Genomic DNA, 19,653 nt, shown 5'->3' with positions numbered 1-19,653 from the left:
TTTGGTATTACCACTTCAATAAATGATTTTTACACAAAAAAGCGATTGAATTCTGAACGAATTCAATCGCTTTTTTTCTATTTATTTTTATAGTCAATTTTATGATAGCAAAATATTATCCTAAGATATTACAAACCTACCGTATTTAGTGCTTTTATGCTAAAATTAAAGTTATAAACGAAGAATTTTCTGGAGGAAGTTAAATGTCTGAATTGAAATACAAACGTATTGTTTTAAAATTAAGTGGTGAAGCACTCGCAGGTGAAAAAGGCTTCGGAATTAATCCACCTGTTATTAAAAAGATTGCAGAAGAAATTAAAGATGTTTATAACCAAGGAATTCAAATTGCCGTCGTTGTCGGTGGTGGAAATATGTGGCGTGGTGAAGCGGGTGCCGAAATGGGTATGGAGCGTTCTCAAGCTGACTATATCGGAATGCTTTCAACTGTTATGAACGGTTTGGCTTTACAAGATAATCTTGAAACTGCTGGGGTACCAACTCGTTTACAAACTTCAATTGAAATGAAACAAATTGCAGAACCATACATTAGAAGAAAAGCAGTTCGTCATCTTGAAAAAGGTCGCATTGTAATCTTTTCTGGTGGTACTGGTAATCCATACTTTTCAACTGATACTGCTGCTGTTTTACGTGCCGCTGAAATTGATGCAGATGCAATTTTAATGGCTAAGAACGGTACGGATGGTATCTATTCAGCTGATCCTAATAAAGACAAAAATGCAGTTAAATTTGATAAATTAACACAAAAGCAAATTTTAGATAAAGGTCTTAATGTAATGGATTCAACAGCAAGTTCATTATCAATGGACAACGATATTCCTCTAGTAGTCTTCAACTTGAATGAACCTGGAAATATTAAACGGGTCGTTGAAGGTCAAAACATTGGAACAATTGTGGAAGGAAAATAGATATGGCTAATACAAAAGAATTAATTAATGAAACTAAGCATAAAATGAGTAAAGCTCAATCAGTACTTGAATCTGAGCTTGGACAAATGCGTGCAGGACGTGCCAATGCAAGCATTCTTAAACCAGTAATGGTCGAATATTATGGTGCCCCAACTCCTTTAGTTCAAGTTGCATCAATTTCTATTCCAGAACCACGTATTATGATGATCACCCCCTATGATAAAACTGCTTTAAAAGAAATCGAACGGGGAATTCTTGAAGCTGATTTAGGTCTTAACCCTATGAATGACGGAGATGTTGTTCGAATTGAAATTCCACAACTTACTGAAGAGCGTCGGAAAGAATTAGCTAAAAAAGTTAAAGCTACCGGCGAACAAAGTAAGGTTGCTGTTCGAAATGTGCGTCGTGATAGCATGGATATTGTTAAACGTGAATCAAAAAATGATGAGATTAACGAAGATGAAGCACATGATTTAGAAAATCAAATCCAAAAAATTACTAATGAAGCAATTAAGGGAATTGATACAATTATCAAAGAAAAACAAGAATCAGTAATGACTGATTAATTTTGAGGAAGTGTAATTATGCCTGAAGCCGACAATGCCAGATTTGAAGTAACTCCGGGAACAACAGAATTTGATAAGATGATTTTTAAATTATTGGAACCAGTTAATGATTTAGAAATTGAAAACTTAGAATTTAATGGAGAACATTTTGATAAAGTTCAAAATGGCGTTTATGTAATGCCTGCTGTTATGAGTGAAAATCTAAATTTGTTTTTTTTGATTTCTCAATTGATCGGTAGTGACTGGATAATTGCTTTTTCAAAAGCAACCGTTGAAAACCAAATTGACGTTACTGATTTATCTGAACCGATTCCAACTGGTAAAGGATTAAATCTACTTGGGTCTGAATGTCCAATTGTTGCTAATCAAATATTAGATTATTTTTCTGAACTTTTTAAAAAAGGAAAAGGAGAATGGAAAATGATTAAATAAAGGATGAGTTCGCTCATCCTTTATTTAATTTAAACACTGAGGTGAAAAAATGTTTGAAGAAACAATTGACATGAATAGAATTCCAGATAGTGTAGCCATCATTATGGATGGAAATGGACGTTGGGCAAAAAAACGCTATCTTCCACGTATTGCAGGACACAAGCGCGGAATGAATGTTGTTGAAGAAATTACTACTGAAGCAAGCGACTTAGGAATAAAAGTATTGACTTTATATGCATTTTCAACTGAAAATTGGAAAAGACCCGCTGGTGAAGTTAATTATATTATGAGTTTGCCATCTACTTTTTTTGATAAGTTTATCCCTAAATTAATTAAAAACAATGTAAAAGTTCAGACAATTGGAGACGTTTCACAGCTTCCAGATAAAACCAGAGAAGCGGTTTCTAATGCGATTGAAGAAACAAAAGCATGTACAGGAATGATTCTAAACTTTGCTCTTAATTATGGTAGCCGACTGGAAATTTTAAATGCAACAAAAAAGATAGCGACTGAAGTTAAAAATGGAAATCTTAATGTTGATGATATCAACGACGTTGTTTTTTCAAACAATCTTGAAACTTCTGGATTAAAAGATCCCGATTTGCTGATTAGAACGAGTGGTGAGGAACGAATTTCTAATTTTTTACTTTGGCAAATTGCTTATAGTGAACTAGTATTTGTAGATAAATTATGGCCTGAATATCATGCAAAAGATTTTAGACAAACAATCATTGAGTTTCAAAAACGTAAACGTCGATTTGGTGGGTTAATTAATAAATAATAGGAGTGAGTTTGTTATGAAACAACGAGTAATTACAGCAATTGTGGCTTTGTTAATATTTATTCCAGTGATTATTGCTGGTGGATATGTAATTGACTTTGCCGCAATTGTACTTGGTATAATTGCGATGTCAGAAATTTTCATTATGAAAAAGAAAATGATTATTTCAGTAGAAGCATTAATTTCTTTTATTGGAATATCTTGTTTAATTGTACCAACCAACTTTTCTAATTTTTTACCTGAATACTTAAGTCCTACTTTTATATTCTACGTTCTGGTAATGTTATTATTATTGGCAACCGTTTTTTCTAAAAACAGATTTAATTTTGACGATGCTGGAGTTTATACTTTAGGAATGATGTACATAGGTTTTGGATTTCATTATTTCATCGTTGCTCGACAAGATGGCTTAACTACATTACTTTACGCACTGTTTATTGTCTGGTGTACAGATTCTGGGGCTTATTTTATTGGTAAGCATTTTGGAAAAAATAAACTTGCTAAACATATTTCACCTAATAAGACTTTGGAAGGTTCAATTGGTGGAACCGTGATTGCTACTATTGTATGCACTATTTATTTATACTTCTTCCCAATTTCTGGGATTAATTTGATTGTAATGATTGGATTTACAATTATTCTTTCAATTTTTGGACAACTTGGTGATTTGGTAGAGTCAGCTTTAAAACGGTTTTATGGTGTTAAAGATTCTGGTAAAATTTTACCAGGACATGGTGGTATTTTAGATCGATTTGATAGTCTTTTATTTGTTTTACCAGTTCTTCACTTATTAGGAATCGTTTAAATGAAAGGTTTGTGATTATTTGTTAACAAATATTATTAGTTTCATCATTGTTTTTGGAATTTTAGTCTTTGTCCATGAATTTGGACACTTCATTGTTGCAAAAAAGTGCGGAACTATGGTTCGTGAATTTTCAATTGGAATGGGACCAAAATTATTTTACTATCGTCGTAATCATACAACTTATACAATACGTCTCTTACCATTAGGTGGTTATGTTAGATTAGCTGGTAGTGTAGATGATGAAGAAGACGAAATTAAGCCTGGAACCATTGTAATGCTTCAGTTAAATAATGCTGGCGTTGTTACTAAAATAGATTTGAGCAAGAAAAATAAGCTCTTCAAGGGAATTCCGTTTCAAGTTGCAGATGCTGATTTAGTTAACGGACTTTGGATTGAAGGTTATGAAAATGGCAATGAGGACGAAAAAAAGCGTCTTAATGTAGATCATGATGCTTTGATTGTGCAAAAGGATGGAATTGAGGTTCAAATTGCACCAGCTGATGTCCAATTTCAAAATGCACCAGCTTGGAAAAAACTATTAGTTAATTTTGCCGGAATTTTTAATAATGTTCTATTAGCAATTGTGGCTTTTATGTTTTTGGCTTTTCTTCAAGGTGGGGTTGAATCTAATTCAAATCAAGTTCAAGCTTCAAATACTAATCCACATGTGGCTAAAACAGCTGGAATTAAGGATGGCGACCGAATTTTATCAGTTAATGGTGTAAAAACTGACAACTTTCAATCACTAGCTACGCAGATTGAAAAACAACCCAATAAAAAAGTTACTTTAACTGTTAAAGATAAAAAGAAAACCAAACAAGTTAAATTAGTGACAGATTCAAAGCAAATTAATAAACAAAAAATTGGTGTGATTGGGGTTAAACAAACGTTAAATACTAGTTTTGGGGCTAAAGTAATGTCTGGTTTTACAACAACTTGGACGATGACTAAAAGTTTATTTGGGGCTTTGTGGCAAATGGTTTCTGGACACTTTAGCTTAAATAGTTTAGGGGGCCCAGTGGCAATTTATGCAAATACTTCTGAAGCAGCATCATTAGGACTAGTTGGAGTTGTGCAATTCTTAGGATGGTTATCAATTAACCTTGCTGTGGTAAACTTAATTCCAATACCAGCATTAGATGGTGGTAAAATACTATTAAATATTATTGAATTAATTAGAAGAAAGTCACTTTCCGAAAAAACTGAAATGATTATTACAATGGTTGGTTTTATATTTTTAGCTGGCTTAATGATTTTAGTTACTTGGAATGATATTATGCGTTATTTCATCCGATAAGATAGGGAGAAGAAAATGAAACAATCAAAAATGTTAATTCCTACGCAAAAACAAGATCCAACAGGTGCAGAAGCAATTAGCCACAAGATGTTGATTCGTGCTGGATTTATTCGTCAAGTTTCAGCAGGTACTTATGCTTACCTACCTTTGGCATATCGTGTTTTAGAAAAGATTGAAAAAATTATTAAAAAAGAAATGAATGAGACAGGTGCTAATGAAATGTTGCTTCCTGAAATCATTCCGGCCCAATATTGGAAAGACTCAGAAAGATATGAATCATATGGACCTGAATTGTTTAAGTTGAAAAACCGTCATGATACTGATTTTATTTTAGGTCCAACTCATGAAGAAACAATGACTGAATTAATTAAGGGGACGATTTCTTCATATAAGAAGTTACCTTTAAACTTATATCAAATTCAAGACAAATTTAGAGATGAAGATCGTCCTCGTTATGGACTTTTACGTAGTCGTGAATTTCGAATGTTAGATGCTTACTCTTTTGCTTCAAATGATGAAGAATTAGATGCAACTTATAAAGAAATGAATGATGTTTTTAGAAAAGTATTTGATCAGGTTGGATTAAATTATCTCGGCATTATTGGTGATAGTGGAAGTATGGGTGGTTCTGATTCAATGGAATTTTCCGCTCCTGCTTCTGTTGGTGAAGATACAATTGTTTATTCAGATGATAGTGACTATGCTGCAAATTTAGAAATGGCTACTGATATGTTTGTTAATAAAAAATCACATGCCGAATTAAACGATTTAGAGTTGGTTGATACACCTGATGTCAAAAATATTAATCAAGTATCTAAATTCTTTGACATTGATAAAAGTCAAATTATTAAGAGCTTATTATATATGGTTGACGAAAAACCTGTATTAATTTTAATACGTGGTGATCAAGAAGTTAATCCTGCCAAAGTAAAAAATCATTTTCATGCTGATGAGGCTGATTTAGCAACAATTGATCAAGTTTCTGAATACCTAGGAGTTAAGCCTGGATCAGTTGGACCATTTGATGTTCCAACTGACGTTCCAGTTTTATCAGATGAGTATGTTCAAAGTATTGTTAATGGAGTTACAGGTGCTAATCAAACCGATAAACATTACCAAAATGTAAATCCAAAACGTGATTTACCTGAATTAGAATATGGTGATTTTCGCTTAGTTAACGAAGGAGATATTTCTCCTGATGGTAGCGGAGTTTTGAAATTTACTAAAGGGATTGAAATTGGTCATATTTTCAAACTAGGAACTCGGTATACCGAAATTCTAGGTGCTAATATTCTTGATGAAAATGGTCGCCAAAAGCCAATTATTATGGGATGTTATGGAATTGGTGTAAGTCGTCTGCTTTCGGCTATTTCAGAACAACAAGCAGATGAAAATGGTCTTGTATGGCCAAAAGCGATTGCTCCATTTGATGTTCATTTAATTCCAACGAATATGAAAAAAGATGAACAAGTTGAGCTTGCCAACCAGATTTATGCTGATCTTCAAGCTACTGGATTAGAAGTTCTAATGGATGATCGGAAAGAACGTGCTGGAGTTAAGTTTGCTGATTCTGATTTAATTGGTATTCCAATTAGAATCACAATTGGAAAAAAAGCCGATGAAGGAATTGTAGAAGTTAAAATTCGTAAAACAGGCGAAACAGTTGAAACGAAGGTCGATGATCTTAAGAATACGATTGAAATTTTATCAAAAGAAATTTAAACATTAAGACCAGAATTTACTGGTCTTTTTTGTTCGTTTAGAGGGGAGGAAAAGATGCCTTTAAATAATAAAGAAAAGTTTAATAAATTATTAGATCAAATCAAAATTAATGACGAATATCGTTCAGAATTTGAAAACGCTGAAATTGAGCAAGTTCGAGTTCATCAAAAGTCAAAACAATGGGATTTTCATTTTTTTATCCCACATGTTCTTTCATACCAAGCGTTTATCGATTTTGTAACTGGTTTACAGACAGCCTTTAGCAATATTGCTAAGGTTGATTTTTACATTCAAACACAACAGGATAACTTAACTAATCGTGAAATTGGTGATTATTGGCAATGGGCAGTTAATAATTGTGGTATTCAATCTAGTTTATTACATGAGCTTTGTGATAATAACGTTCCTGAACTAGATGATGGACGTGTAAACTTTTATGCTGTTAACGACTTGATAAAAGATTTTATGAATAACAAAGCTATTGAACCAATTTTAAGTACTTATCAAAAAGCTGGTTTTCCTAAATTTACGATTAATACAATGGTCGACGAAACAGAATCTCAAGAAAGAATTAAAGAATTAAAGGCAGCTAAAAAAGAGCGTGATGAAAAACTAGCAAAAAAAGCTCAAGTTGCTGCAGCCAAAGCAAATGCGCAAAAAGTTCCTGCTAGTTCAGGTAGCGTTATGATTGGTCGAAAAATTGCTGATAACGTAGATATTACGCCATTGGAAAATATTACTGAAGAAGAACGTTCTGTGGTAGTTAATGGGTATGTCTTTAGTAAAGAAATTCGGGCATTACGGTCCGGGCGATCTTTAATGATCTTAAAGATTACTGACTACACCTCCTCAATCACAATTAAGAAGTTTTCAAAGGATGATGAAGAGGGAGCTAAGTTTGCTAATTTGGAAGAAGGTAGTTGGATAACTGCTCGCGGGAGTGTTCAGGAAGATAATTATTCGCATGAACTTGCAATGAATGCTTATGATATTAATCCAGCAACTCATGCCGAACGTGAAGATACTGCAAATAAAAAGCGGGCTGAATTGCATCTTCACTCTAATATGAGTCAAATGGACGCTACTAATTCGATTTCAGATTTTGTTAAACAAGCAAAAAAATGGGGACATAAAGCAATTGCGGTTACTGATCATGATGACGTACAAGCATTTCCCGAAGCATTTAATGCTGCTCAAAATAATGACATTAAAATGTTATATGGAATGGAAGCAAACGTAGTTGATGATGGTGAACCCATTGCATACAATGACAAACATGTTGGTTTAAAAGATGCAACTTATGTTGTGTTTGATACTGAAACCACTGGATTGTCAGCCATTTATGACCGTGTAATCGAACTTTCAGCAGTTAAAATGCAGGGAAATAATGTGATTGAAGAATTTGAACAATTCATTGATCCTGGATTTCATCTTTCTGAACAAACCACTAATCTAACTTCGATTACGGATGATATGGTAGCTGGTTCAAAATCAGAAGAAGAAGTTTTCAAAATGTTCCGTGAGTTTTGTGGTGATTCCATTGTGGTTGGACATAACGTTACTTTTGATATTGGATTTATGAATACTGGATATGCCCGTCATGGGATGGAACCAATCAAAAATCCAATTATCGATACTTTAACTTTAGCCCGTTTTTTATATCCAAACTACAAAAGTTATCGGTTAAATACGTTAGCTAAAAAGTTTGATGTTGTTTTGGAACATCATCATCGAGCAATTTATGATGCTGAAACAACTGGTCATTTGAATTATCTTTTCTTAAAGGATGCTGAAGATAAATATGATATTCAATATCATGATCAGTTAAATGATCATATGACTGAAAACGATGCATACAAACATGCTCGACCATTTCATGCCATCTTGATGGCCAAAACGCAAGCTGGATTAAAAAATTTATTTAAATTAGTTTCTTTAGCACACATTAAGTATTTTTATCGAGTTCCAAGAATTCCGCGAAGTGAATTAGAAAAGTATCGTGAAGGAATTTTAATTGGTTCTGCCTGTTCTAGTGGTGAAGTATTTACTGCGATAATGCAAAAAGGTAAACAAGAAGCACTAGAAAAAGCTAAATTTTATGATTACCTTGAAGTTCAGCCTCAAGCAGCTTATCAACCATTATTGGATTCTAAGTTAATTAGTGACCGAGGCAAATTACAAGAAATTATTAAAAATATGGCTGACGTTGCTAATGAAGTTAACATTCCACTAGTAGCAACCGGTGATGCCCATTATCTTAATCCACATGATTATATTTATCGAAAAATCTTAATTAATTCACAGGGTGGAGCTAATCCACTTAATCGAACTGAATTACCCGATTTACATTTTCGGACAACGGATGAAATGTTAAAAGATTTTAACTTTTTAGGTGCAGATCAAGCTGAAAAAATTGTTGTTGATAATCCTAATCAAATTGCAGATTCAGTTGAAGAAATTCATCCGCTAAAAGATAAATTGTATACTCCCAAAATGGAGGGTGCAGAGGATGAAATTAAACAGCGGACCTACGATAAAGCTCATGAATTGTACGGAGAAAAACTTCCTGAGATTGTGGAGAAACGAGTTGAGCGAGAATTAAAATCAATTATTGGAAACGGATTCTCAGTTATTTATTTAATTTCACAACGATTAGTAGCAAAAAGTAATAAAGATGGTTATTTAGTTGGATCCCGTGGTTCAGTTGGATCTAGTTTAGTTGCTACGATGACTGGAATTACCGAAGTTAATCCACTTCCTCCTCATTATCGTTGTCCTAAATGTCATTATTCAGAATTTTTCACTAAAGGTGAATACAGTTCTGGTTTTGATTTACCAAAAAAAGAATGTCCCAATTGTGGTACAACTTTAATTGGTGATGGTCATAATATTCCTTTCGAAACGTTCCTTGGTTTCAAAGGAAATAAGGTTCCTGATATCGATTTGAACTTCTCTGGTGATTATCAAGCAATTGCTCATAATTATACTAAGGTTTTGTTCGGTGAAAAGAACGTATATCGTGCCGGTACAATTGGAACAGTCGCCGATAAAACAGCTTATGGGTATGTAAAAGCATATGAGCGTGATACCGGTAAACATTTTAGAGGTGCCGAAATTGATCGACTCGCTAAAGGTGCAACTGGCGTTAAACGAACGACCGGTCAACATCCAGCTGGAATCATCATTGTTCCAGATTATATGGATATTTATGATTTCACGCCAATCCAATATCCTGCGGAAGATCAATCATCAGCATGGCAAACTACTCATTTTGATTTCCATTCGATTCATGACAACATTTTAAAAATGGATATTTTGGGTCATGATGATCCAACTATGATTCGGATGCTCCAAGATTTGTCGGGAATTGATCCTTATACGATTCCAGTAAATGATGCTGGAGTGATGTCAATTTTCAGTAGCCCAGAAATTTTAGGGGTGACGGAGGAACAAATTCAATCAAAAACAGGAACCTTAGGAATCCCTGAATTTGGGACCCGATTTGTTCGAGGAATGCTTGAACAAACTCATCCCCAAAATTTTTCTGACTTACTTCAAATTTCTGGATTGTCACATGGTACTGATGTGTGGTTAGGAAATGCCGATGAATTAATTAAAGATGGAACTGCCACAATTTCTAACGTTATCGGATGTCGTGATAACATCATGACCGATTTAATTAATTATGGAGTTGATTCTGAAACGTCATTCCAAATTATGGAAAAAGTTCGTAAAGGTAAGGGAATAAAAGATGAATGGCAACAAACGATGCGTGATGCTAATGTGCCTGAATGGTATATTGACTCATGCTTAAAGATTAAATACATGTTCCCACGGGCGCATGCAACGGCATACGTTTGGATGGCACTTCGAATTGCGTACTTCAAAGTGTATTTCCCATTAGTTTACTATGCTGCTTATTTCTCAGTTCGTGCCGATGATTTTGATGTTGAGGCAATGTCTCATGGTAAAGATGCGGTTAAAGCAGCCATGAAAGAAATTGAAGACAAAGGAAATGATGCATCTACTAAAGAAAAGAATTTATTGACGGTCTTACAATTGGCCAATGAAATGATTGAGCGAGGATTTGAATTTGAAATGATTGATCTTGATCGTTCGGATGCATCAGAATGGTTAATGGATGGCAACAAATTGATTGCTCCATTTAGTGCCGTTCCAGGATTAGGTTTGAATGTTGCTAAACAAATTGTGGCAGCTCGAGCTGATAAACCATTTATTTCTAAAGAAGATCTTGCTAAACGTGGAAAAGTTTCTAAAACGATCATTGAATATATGACGAAAAATGGAGTCTTAAAAGGCTTGCCCGATGAAAATCAGCTTAGTCTCTTTGATATGATGTAGTCTTTGATTGTGATAATGGTTTGACTGTGTTATATTAAGGACAGTAATTAAAAACTCTTTTAAGGGTGAGCAGAAAATGCTCGCCCTTTTTATTGGAAAATTTTGGAGGTAAATAGTTGAGCGAAGTTAGCGAAATTATTGATAAAGTTACCGAAACGGTACAACCAATCTTAGACGAAAATAATTTTTATCTATACAGTATTGAATATGTACAAGAAGGTGGAAGTTGGTACCTACGTGTCTTTATCGACAAAGATAATGGTATTTCAATTGATGATTGTGTCCTAGTTAGTGATCAATTAAGTGAAAAACTGGATGAAATTGATCCTGATCCATTTGCAGATCAATATTTCTTAGAAGTTTCATCTCCTGGTGCAGAACGACCATTGAATAATGAACAAGACTATCAAAATGCTATTAATGACTACATTAATGTTTCTCTCTATCAAAAATTAGATGGAAAGAAAATGTACGAAGGAACCCTTAAAGAACTTAATGATGATGATTTAACCTTGATTGTAAAAGATAAGACTCGTCGTAAAGAAGTTAAGATTCCTCGCAAGTTAATCTCAAAAGCCAGATTAGCAATTGAATTTTAGTTAGGAGAAATAATATGAGTAAAGAATTAGTAGGTGCTCTTGATGCTTTAGAACAAGAAAAAGGCATTAAAAAAGAAGTAGTAATTGAAACACTTGAATTAGCTTTAGTTTCAGCATACAAACGTAATTATGACCAAGCACAAAACGTTCAAGTTGATTTTGATGAACGTAAAGGTAATATGAATGTTTATGCTGTAAAGAAGGTTGTAGAGGAAGTTGCTGATCCACGTTTGGAAGTTAGCTTGGAAGACGCTTTGAAAATCAATCGTGGTTATGAACTTGGCGATGAAATTAAGTTTAAAGTTACTCCTGAAAATTTTGGACGAATTGCTGCTCAAACTGCTAAACAAGTTATTATGCAACGGGTTCGTGAAGCAGAACGTGAAACTGTTTATAACAAGTATAGTAAATATCAAGACGAACTAATTAATGCAGAAGTTGAACGTCAAGATAATCGATTTGTTTATTTGATGATGGACGGTGTTGAAGCCGTTATGGAACATAATGATCAAATGCCAAATGAAATTTATCGTCCACAAGAAAAACTCAAAGTATACGTTACCAAGGTTGATGATGCGGCTAAAGGACCTCAAGTCTTTGTTAGTCGAACTGCTCCTGGATTATTAAAGCGTTTATTTGAACAAGAAGTTCCTGAAGTTTATGATGGAATTGTTGAAATTGTGTCAATTGCCCGTGAAGCTGGAGATCGTTCTAAAGTTGCAGTTCGTTCTCATGATGCAAACGTTGATCCAGTTGGAACTACAGTTGGTCCTCGTGGTCAAAGAGTTCAAGATATCGTTAATGAACTAGGTGGCGAAAACATGGATATTGTCCAGTGGGATGAAGATCCTGCTCAATACATTGCTAATGCTTTGAATCCAGCTGATGTTTTAGATGTAATCTTTAAAGACGGCGAAGAAAAATCATGTACAGTAATTGTACCAGATGACCAACTTTCACTTGCCATTGGTAAACGTGGACAAAATGCTCGTTTAGCAGCTCGTCTAACTGGTTATAAGATTGATATCAAGCCAGAATCAGAAGCAAATGGAACAAGTGATGATAAAGATGAACTTGTAGAAGAAACTAATGAATCTGAAGAATAATTTCTGAGAGGAATCTAGTCATGAAAACTCGTAAGGTACCTATGCGTAAAGACGTTATTTCGGGAGAAATGTTTCCTAAACGTGAATTAATTCGGATTGTTCGTAACAAGGAAATGGAAGTTTCTTTAGATGATACGGGTAAAAAGCCTGGTCGTGGTGCTTATGTTCGGATTAACGTTGAGGCAGTTAAAAATGCAAAAGCTAAACATTTGTTAGATCAAGTTTTTGATGTTGAATTAACTGATGATTTTTACGATAATTTGATTGATTACGTTGATCACGTTCAGGCACGGGAAGAATTAAAGCGAAATGACAAATTATAATCAGATACTAAATCTTTTGGGAATTGCACGTCGGGCTGGTAAGATAGTTTCAGGAGAAGGAATTGTTTTAAATGCAATAAAAAAAGGAAAAGTTAAATTTCTTTTAATTGCTTCAGATACTGGTGCAAGTACAACCAAAAAATTTCTAAATAAGACTGATTTTTATAATGTTCCATTTAATCATGAAATTACTAAAAGTGATTTAAGCGATGCAATTGGTCAAAGTCGAACAATTGTGGGAATCACAGATAATGGTTTTGCGAGGAAATTAAATGAATTAAACGAATAATAAGGAGAGTGATTCTATGCCTAAAAAGAGAATTTATGAATTGGCCAAAGAATTAAATTTGCCAAGTAAAAAAATCCTAACAGCAGCTCAATCAAAAGGATATGATGTTAAAAACCATATGTCTGGATTAGATGCTGCAGAAGAAAAGACGGTAAAAGCAATGTTAAATAGTAACCACAAAGTAGCTGCTAAAAAAACAACAGCTAAACCTGCAGGTGCTAAGAGTACTCATACAAATAGTGGTAACCATCACACAACTACCGCTTCACAAAATCGTACTAATAGTGCAAAGCCATCTAATAACAACCATGTTAATAGTAATCAGCAAGGCAATCACTCAAATACCAATCATAGTGCAAGTAAAACTCAACATAGCAATAATTCACATAACAACAACGCTCAAAGAAATAGTGGAAAGCCACAACAAACTACTAATAAAACACAAACGCATGCTAAGAGTACAAGTACAACTCAAACTCGTTCAACCGATAGTGGAAGCGGAAAATTTGGTGGTAGTTTAAACAACCGTAATAACAAGAAAAAACGTCGTAATAACCGTAAAGGGCGTAATCCATTTGTTAGTATGTATTCAAAAAACCAACGAATTCGTCAAAATAAGAAAAAGGGACCTTCAGTACGTAAAGATCGTCCATTGCCAGAAGTATTAACTTACGAAGATGGGATGAATGCTCAAGATTTAGGTAAGTTATTACATCGTGAACCAGCAGAAATTATCAAGAAATTATTTATGCTTGGAATGATGGTTAATCAAAATCAATCACTTGATAAAGATACAATCGAAGTTTTAGCTGAAGATTATGGAATTAAGGCTGAAGAAAAGAAACATGTCGATGTTTCAGATATTGATAAGTTCTTTGAAGAAGCAGAAAATAATACAGCTTATGAGGCACCTCGTCCACCAGTTGTTACAATCATGGGACATGTTGATCATGGTAAAACCACTTTACTTGATTATTTGAGACATTCTCATATCACTTCTGGAGAAGCCGGTGGAATTACTCAAGCAATTGGTGCTTACCAACTCCATCTTGATGGAAAAGACATTACCTTCTTGGATACACCTGGACATGCGGCCTTTACTGAAATGCGTGCTCGTGGAGCAAATATCACTGATATTACAATTTTAGTTGTTGCTGCTGATGATGGAGTTATGCCACAAACCGTGGAAGCAATTGATCATGCTAAAGCTGCTGGAACTCCAATTATCGTAGCCGTTAATAAGATCGATAAAGCTGGAGCAAATCCTAACCACGTTAAAGAACAATTAATGGGTTATGGTTTAGTTCCAGAAGATTATGGTGGTGATACTATTTTTGTTGATATTTCAGCTAAAAATGGTACTAACGTTGATGATTTACTTAATATGGTTCTTCTTCAAGCAGACGTGATGGAACTTAAAGCTAACCCTAAACAAAATGGAGCTGGTTCAGTAGTTGAAGCTCGACTTGATCGTGGTAAAGGACCTGTTGCTACGTTACTTGTACAACAAGGTACACTTCATAAAGGTGATCCAATTGTTGTTGGTGATACTTTTGGACGTGTTCGTACAATGACAAACGAGCTTGGTCAAGAAATTGAATCTGCTACACCATCAACTCCAGTAGAAATTACTGGATTGAATGACGTTCCAGAAGCAGGAGATCGTTTCATTGTCTTTAATGATGAAAAAACGGCTCGTGCTGCTGGAGAAGAACGTGCTAAAGAAGCACAAATGGAAGAACGTAAACAAAATAATCGAGTTACACTTGATAATTTATTTGATTCAATGAAACAAGAAGATATGAAACAAGTTAATGTCATTATTAAAGCAGATGTACAAGGTTCAGTTGAAGCACTTGCTGGTAGTTTAAAGAAAATTGATGTAGAAGGTGTTAATGTTAACGTAATTCACTCATCAGTTGGAGCAGTTAATGAAAGTGATATTGCACTTGCAAAAGCAAGTAATGCAATTATTATTGGATTTAACGTTCGTCCTACACCTCAAGCAAAAATTCAAGCAGAAACTGATAAAGTTGATATTCGTCTTTACCAAGTTATCTATAACGCCATTGATGATGTGACTGCAGCTATGAAAGGTAAACTTGATCCAACTTTTGTTGAAGAAGTTACCGGTAGTGTTGAAGTTCGTCAAATTTACAAAGCTTCAGCAGTTGGTACAATTGCTGGTGGAATGGTAAACGAAGGTTACATTAAGAATGACAGTAAAGTTCGTTTAATTCGTGATAACGTTGTTAAATATGACGGTGAAATTGGTAGTTTGAAGCGTTTCAAAGATGATGTTAAAGAAGTTAAGCAAGGTCATGAATGTGGACTTACAATTGAAAATTACAATGACATCAAAGAAGGAGATGTTGTTGAAGCCTACCAAATGAAAGAAGTTGCTCCTAAATAATTAGAAAGGAGAGTTTTGACATGGCTCAATATCGGGTTGGAAGATTACAACAAGAAATTCAACGAGAAGTAGATGATATTCTACTAAAAAGAGTTCGTGATCCTCGAGTTCAAGGAATAACAATCACTGGAGTTAAAGCTACTGGTGATTTACAACAAGCTACTATTTTTTATAGTACTTTAAAAGACGATGAAAAAGATCAAGAACAAGTTCAAAAAGGACTTGATAAAGCTACTGGATTAATCCGTGGTGAACTTGGACATCGTTTGAGTATTTACGTTACACCTGAGATTCATTTTGAAAAGGATCAATCAATTCAATACGGAAGTAAGATTGATGAATTAATTAATAAATTAAAACGCGAACAATAAAAAAGGTGACTGAGAACAGCTCGTTCTCAGTCATTTTTGCGTACATAAATAAATGAGGTGATAACATGATTACTGGAATAATTCCTTTATATAAACCATTGGGCATGACGAGTTTTGATTGTATCAGTAAAATGCGGCATATTATTCACCAAAAAAGAATTGGACATAGTGGAACCTTAGATCCTAATGTAGATGGTGTTTTACCAGTTTGTTTAGGTCATGCCACTAAAGTAGTAGATTTTTTAATGGCATCTGGAAAAATCTATCGGGGTTCTATTACGTTAGGTTTTTCAACAACTACTGAAGATCTAGATGGAGAAATTATAGCTGAAAATTATGACTTTAAACCTTTAACTGATAAACAAATTCAAACTGGTTTAAATAATTTTGTTGGTAACATTACTCAAATTCCACCGATGTTTTCAGCTGTGAAAGTTAACGGTCGTCGTCTATATGATTATGCTCGTCATGGTGAAACAGTTGAACGGCCAAAACGAATTGCTAGAATAGATTACTTTAAAGAACTAGGTCAATCAATCATTGATGAAAAAACGCACACGCAAACCATTTTTTTTGAAGTAGGCTGTGGTAAAGGGACATATGTGAGAACATTGGCTGTAGATTTTGGAAAAAAGTTTGGTATTCCTGCTGTAATGTCACAACTAACTAGAATTAAAAGTGGAGGTTTCACATTAGACGAAACAGTTACTTTTGAACAATTAGAAAAAGCTTCCCAAAATGGTGAATTAGCATCATTAATTTATCCAATTGGTAAAGCTTTGGAAAATTATGTCAAAATTAATTTGACAGATCAACAATGGTCTCGTATCAAAAATGGAGCTTTTTTGCGTTTTAATGAAGTTAATTCAAATGATGAATTTGTTTTACTTTGTTATGATGGAGTTGATCGAGCATTATACGAACGCAGTGAAGAAAAGCAACAATATAAACCATTTAAAATGTTTAATCTTGATTAGGGGAAGTTATGAAAGTTATCAATTTGTCTTATCCAATTAGTAAAAAAATTGAATTTAAACGTCCAATTGTTTTAGCAATGGGTTTTTTTGATGGTGTCCATTTGGGACATCAAAAGGTGATTAAACAAGCTCAAAAAATTGCAAAGCAAAAGGATTTACCATTGGCAGTTTTAACTTATGATCACCATCCTGCTCTGGTTTACAAAAAATTGGAAGGAAATGCAGCTCGGTATCTTTCTATTTGGGAGAGGAAAGTTGATTTGTTTGCAAAGCTTGGTGTTGATATTGTTTATCGCGTGAATTATAACTTTGCTTTCCAGGCCCAAAAACCGCAAGCTTTTGTAGATAACTTTCTAATGCGAATGAATGTTGATACCGTAGTGGCAGGATTTGACCATACTTATGGAGCCAAAAAGGCAACAATGAAAGATTTACCAGGTTACGCACAAGGCCGTTTTAATGTAAACACCGTTCCAGCTGACCGATTAGATGATAAAAAGATTAGTTCTACGCGTATTCGTCGTAATTTAGAAGACGGTCATATGCTAACTGTTAATGATTTATTGGGATATTCATTTGAAACGACTGGTACAGTAATTCATGGATTAGCACGGGGACGGACTTTAGGTTTTCCAACTGCTAATCTTGAATATAGTGAATTTCAACAGCTTCCTTCTGAAGGAGTTTACATTGTAAGCATGCTAGTCAATGATCAATGGTTGCCAGCGATGGCTTCCATTGGCAGAAACGTAACTTTTGGGGATCATAATCCGGTTACAATTGAAATTAACATCCTAGGTTTTAACCAAAATATTTATGGTAATGAAGTTAAAGTTCGGTGGCTAAAGAAAATGCGTGATGAAGTCAAGTATACTGGTAAAGAAGCTTTGATTGAACAACTTAAACGGGATGAAATTAATACGCGTACGTATTTTAAAAATAATGGTTAAGCTTAATTCTTGACCTTAACTTTATTCCTTGGTACTCTATAAATGTACCTTAGCACTTGAAATGTGTGAGTGCTAAAAAGGAAGTGATGAAGATGCTGACAGAACGACAGTCAATGATACTAAAGTATATTATTGATGATTATTCTAAAACTGGTGTTCCTATTGGATCTAAGGCTTTAGCTGAACAATTACCGATTCATGTTAGTTCAGCAACGATTCGAAATGAAATGGCCGTTTTAAGTCATCAAAATTTCATTGAGAAGTTGCATACTTCTTCTGGAAGAGTACCTTCTAATCAAGGTTATCGATATTATATTGATAATTTAGCTAAACCTGCAAAGCTTGATACAAAGCGATTAGAGTACATTAGTGAAATGTTAGATGGTTCTTTTCAGCAAATTGATGAGATTGTTCGTCAGTCTGCTGATATCCTTTCACATCTTACTGATTATACAGCCCTAACGTTTAGTCCAGAATTAACAACTGAAAATACAATTAAGCATCTTCAGTTGGTCAATCTTGGGTTAAATCGCATGATGGTGGTAATCGTAATGGGAAATGAACAAGTGGAAAGTCAGTCATTTTTGGTAACGAATCAGTATATTGATTCACAATTATCACTCGCAACTAACTTATTAAATCAACAATTAGTTGGTAAAACTGCGTGTGAAGTTAAACAAGTTTTTCAATCAAAAATATTGACTGAGTTGCACACATATCTTCCTGATACAAATCAATTTGTTCGAGCAATTCAAGCTATTTTGAGTAAAATTGATGATGATCATTATTTCATTAGTGGTCAAATGAATATGTTCGAACAAAATGGCAAACAAGATTTTTCTAAAATCAAATCATTATATTCGATGTTTAATAACGATAACGGAATTGATGCTTTGTTAGAAAAAAGTTCAAAGCCAATTTCAGTTAAAATTGGAGCTGAATTTGATAATGATTGGTTAAAAGATTACAGCATAATTACCGGAAGTTATGATTTAGGTAATCATGGAATTGGTAGAATTGCGTTGATTGGTCCAACGCGGATGTCATATCCGAATATGTTGGGAGTAGTTGATGCCTTTCGCCACGAATTGAAAAATCGAATTTCCGGTTATTATCGTAGTTATGATCAGTAAAGGAGGGTTGAACATGTCAAAGAAAAAAGCTGAAGATAAGCAACCGATAATAAAAGATGAAGCGGTTGAAGAACCAAAGTCTGATCCTAAAGTTGATGCATTATCAGCTAAAATTGCTGAATTACAACAACAATTAGACGATTCACAAAATGATTATTTGCGTGCTCAAGCTGAAATTCAAAACATGCAAAAGCGTAGTCAAAAAGAACAAAGTGCCCTTGCTAAATATGGAGCACAAAGACTAGCTAAAGAAGTCGTTCCAGTAATGGATGATTTAAAGCGTGCTTTGCAAGTTCAAGTTGATAACGATAGTGGTCAACAACTTAAAACTGGAATCGAAATGGTTTACAAACACCTTGAAAAAGCATTAAATGACAATGATATCAAGGAAATCGATGCAGATGGGGTTGCTTTTGACCCAGAACTTCATCAAGCTGTTCAAACCGTTCCAGCAGATGATGATCATCCTGCTGATACAGTTGTTCAAGTTTTACAAAGTGGTTACAAACTTGCTGATCGGGTGCTCCGGCCAGCAATGGTAGTTGTAGCACAATAGTTATAACTATTAATTAAATAAAAAAATAAATTTAAAGAAGGTATT

At 34.2% G+C, this 19,653-nt stretch carries 18 protein-coding genes; all 18 read left to right on the top strand.

The window, feature by feature from the left end; translation table 11 throughout:
* Positions 1 to 203: 203 nt before the first annotated feature.
* The 18 genes from pyrH to grpE all read left to right on the top strand — a co-directional run bounded on the left by pyrH (position 204) and on the right by grpE (position 19,608).
* Positions 204 to 926 (top strand): UMP kinase, encoded by a 723-nt coding sequence (gene pyrH / locus PY770_RS04275; protein ID WP_014082094.1) that lies wholly within the window; start codon positions 204 to 206, stop codon positions 924 to 926.
* Positions 927 to 928: 2 nt separating this feature from the next.
* A complete protein-coding gene (gene frr, locus PY770_RS04270) occupies positions 929 to 1,492 on the top strand; it encodes a ribosome recycling factor (protein WP_014082093.1) in 564 nt (187 codons plus the stop codon).
* A gap of 18 nt (positions 1,493 to 1,510) precedes the next feature.
* Positions 1,511 to 1,924, top strand: coding sequence for a hypothetical protein (locus PY770_RS04265; RefSeq protein WP_103428503.1), 414 nt, complete (start codon positions 1,511 to 1,513; stop codon positions 1,922 to 1,924).
* Positions 1,925 to 1,973: 49 nt separating this feature from the next.
* Positions 1,974 to 2,705: an isoprenyl transferase gene (locus tag PY770_RS04260; RefSeq protein ID WP_014082091.1), complete on the top strand. Its 732-nt coding sequence runs from the start codon at positions 1,974 to 1,976 to the stop codon at positions 2,703 to 2,705.
* A gap of 16 nt (positions 2,706 to 2,721) precedes the next feature.
* Positions 2,722 to 3,510, top strand: a complete 789-nt coding sequence (locus PY770_RS04255; protein WP_275045812.1) for a phosphatidate cytidylyltransferase — start codon at positions 2,722 to 2,724, stop codon at positions 3,508 to 3,510.
* A 19-nt stretch (positions 3,511 to 3,529) separates the two neighbouring features.
* Positions 3,530 to 4,807: an RIP metalloprotease RseP gene (gene rseP, locus PY770_RS04250; RefSeq protein ID WP_275045811.1), complete on the top strand. Its 1,278-nt coding sequence runs from the start codon at positions 3,530 to 3,532 to the stop codon at positions 4,805 to 4,807.
* A 15-nt stretch (positions 4,808 to 4,822) separates the two neighbouring features.
* A complete protein-coding gene (locus PY770_RS04245) occupies positions 4,823 to 6,529 on the top strand; it encodes a proline--tRNA ligase (RefSeq protein WP_139562252.1) in 1,707 nt (568 codons plus the stop codon).
* Between the two features lie 54 nt (positions 6,530 to 6,583).
* Positions 6,584 to 10,891, top strand: coding sequence for a PolC-type DNA polymerase III (locus PY770_RS04240; RefSeq protein ID WP_275045810.1), 4,308 nt, complete (start codon positions 6,584 to 6,586; stop codon positions 10,889 to 10,891).
* Between the two features lie 116 nt (positions 10,892 to 11,007).
* The gene (gene rimP / locus PY770_RS04235) at positions 11,008 to 11,490 is read left to right on the top strand and encodes a ribosome maturation factor RimP (protein ID WP_014082086.1); all 483 of its coding nucleotides are present in this window, start codon (positions 11,008 to 11,010) and stop codon (positions 11,488 to 11,490) included.
* 14 nt (positions 11,491 to 11,504) lie between these two features.
* Positions 11,505 to 12,596, top strand: coding sequence for a transcription termination factor NusA (nusA, locus tag PY770_RS04230; RefSeq protein ID WP_103428509.1), 1,092 nt, complete (start codon positions 11,505 to 11,507; stop codon positions 12,594 to 12,596).
* Between the two features lie 20 nt (positions 12,597 to 12,616).
* On the top strand, positions 12,617 to 12,919 hold the full coding sequence (gene rnpM / locus PY770_RS04225) for an RNase P modulator RnpM (protein WP_041817808.1): 303 nt from the start codon (positions 12,617 to 12,619) through the stop codon (positions 12,917 to 12,919).
* On the top strand, positions 12,906 to 13,208 hold the full coding sequence (locus PY770_RS04220) for a L7Ae/L30e/S12e/Gadd45 family ribosomal protein (protein ID WP_103428510.1): 303 nt from the start codon (positions 12,906 to 12,908) through the stop codon (positions 13,206 to 13,208). Before rnpM ends, PY770_RS04220 begins: the two co-directional genes overlap by 14 nt.
* 16 nt (positions 13,209 to 13,224) lie before the next feature.
* Positions 13,225 to 15,621, top strand: coding sequence for a translation initiation factor IF-2 (gene infB / locus PY770_RS04215; protein ID WP_163601020.1), 2,397 nt, complete (start codon positions 13,225 to 13,227; stop codon positions 15,619 to 15,621).
* Positions 15,622 to 15,641: 20 nt separating this feature from the next.
* On the top strand, positions 15,642 to 15,992 hold the full coding sequence (gene rbfA / locus PY770_RS04210; RefSeq protein WP_014082082.1) for a 30S ribosome-binding factor RbfA: 351 nt from the start codon (positions 15,642 to 15,644) through the stop codon (positions 15,990 to 15,992).
* A gap of 65 nt (positions 15,993 to 16,057) precedes the next feature.
* Positions 16,058 to 16,969, top strand: coding sequence for a tRNA pseudouridine(55) synthase TruB (gene truB / locus PY770_RS04205; protein ID WP_014082081.1), 912 nt, complete (start codon positions 16,058 to 16,060; stop codon positions 16,967 to 16,969).
* 8 nt (positions 16,970 to 16,977) lie between these two features.
* Positions 16,978 to 17,919 (top strand): riboflavin biosynthesis protein RibF, encoded by a 942-nt coding sequence (gene ribF, locus PY770_RS04200; protein WP_103423025.1) that lies wholly within the window; start codon positions 16,978 to 16,980, stop codon positions 17,917 to 17,919.
* A 92-nt stretch (positions 17,920 to 18,011) separates the two neighbouring features.
* Positions 18,012 to 19,052, top strand: a complete 1,041-nt coding sequence (gene hrcA / locus PY770_RS04195; RefSeq protein ID WP_238331826.1) for a heat-inducible transcriptional repressor HrcA — start codon at positions 18,012 to 18,014, stop codon at positions 19,050 to 19,052.
* Positions 19,053 to 19,065: 13 nt separating this feature from the next.
* Positions 19,066 to 19,608, top strand: a complete 543-nt coding sequence (grpE, locus tag PY770_RS04190) for a nucleotide exchange factor GrpE (protein ID WP_041817803.1) — start codon at positions 19,066 to 19,068, stop codon at positions 19,606 to 19,608.
* Positions 19,609 to 19,653 lie beyond the last annotated feature (45 nt).

Origin of the sequence: Fructilactobacillus sanfranciscensis, assembly GCF_029023685.1 — a bacterium.
GTDB lineage: Bacteria > Bacillota > Bacilli > Lactobacillales > Lactobacillaceae > Fructilactobacillus > Fructilactobacillus sanfranciscensis.
The sequence above is the reverse complement of the archived record's forward strand: the minus strand, read 5'-3'. Positions and strand labels throughout refer to the sequence as shown.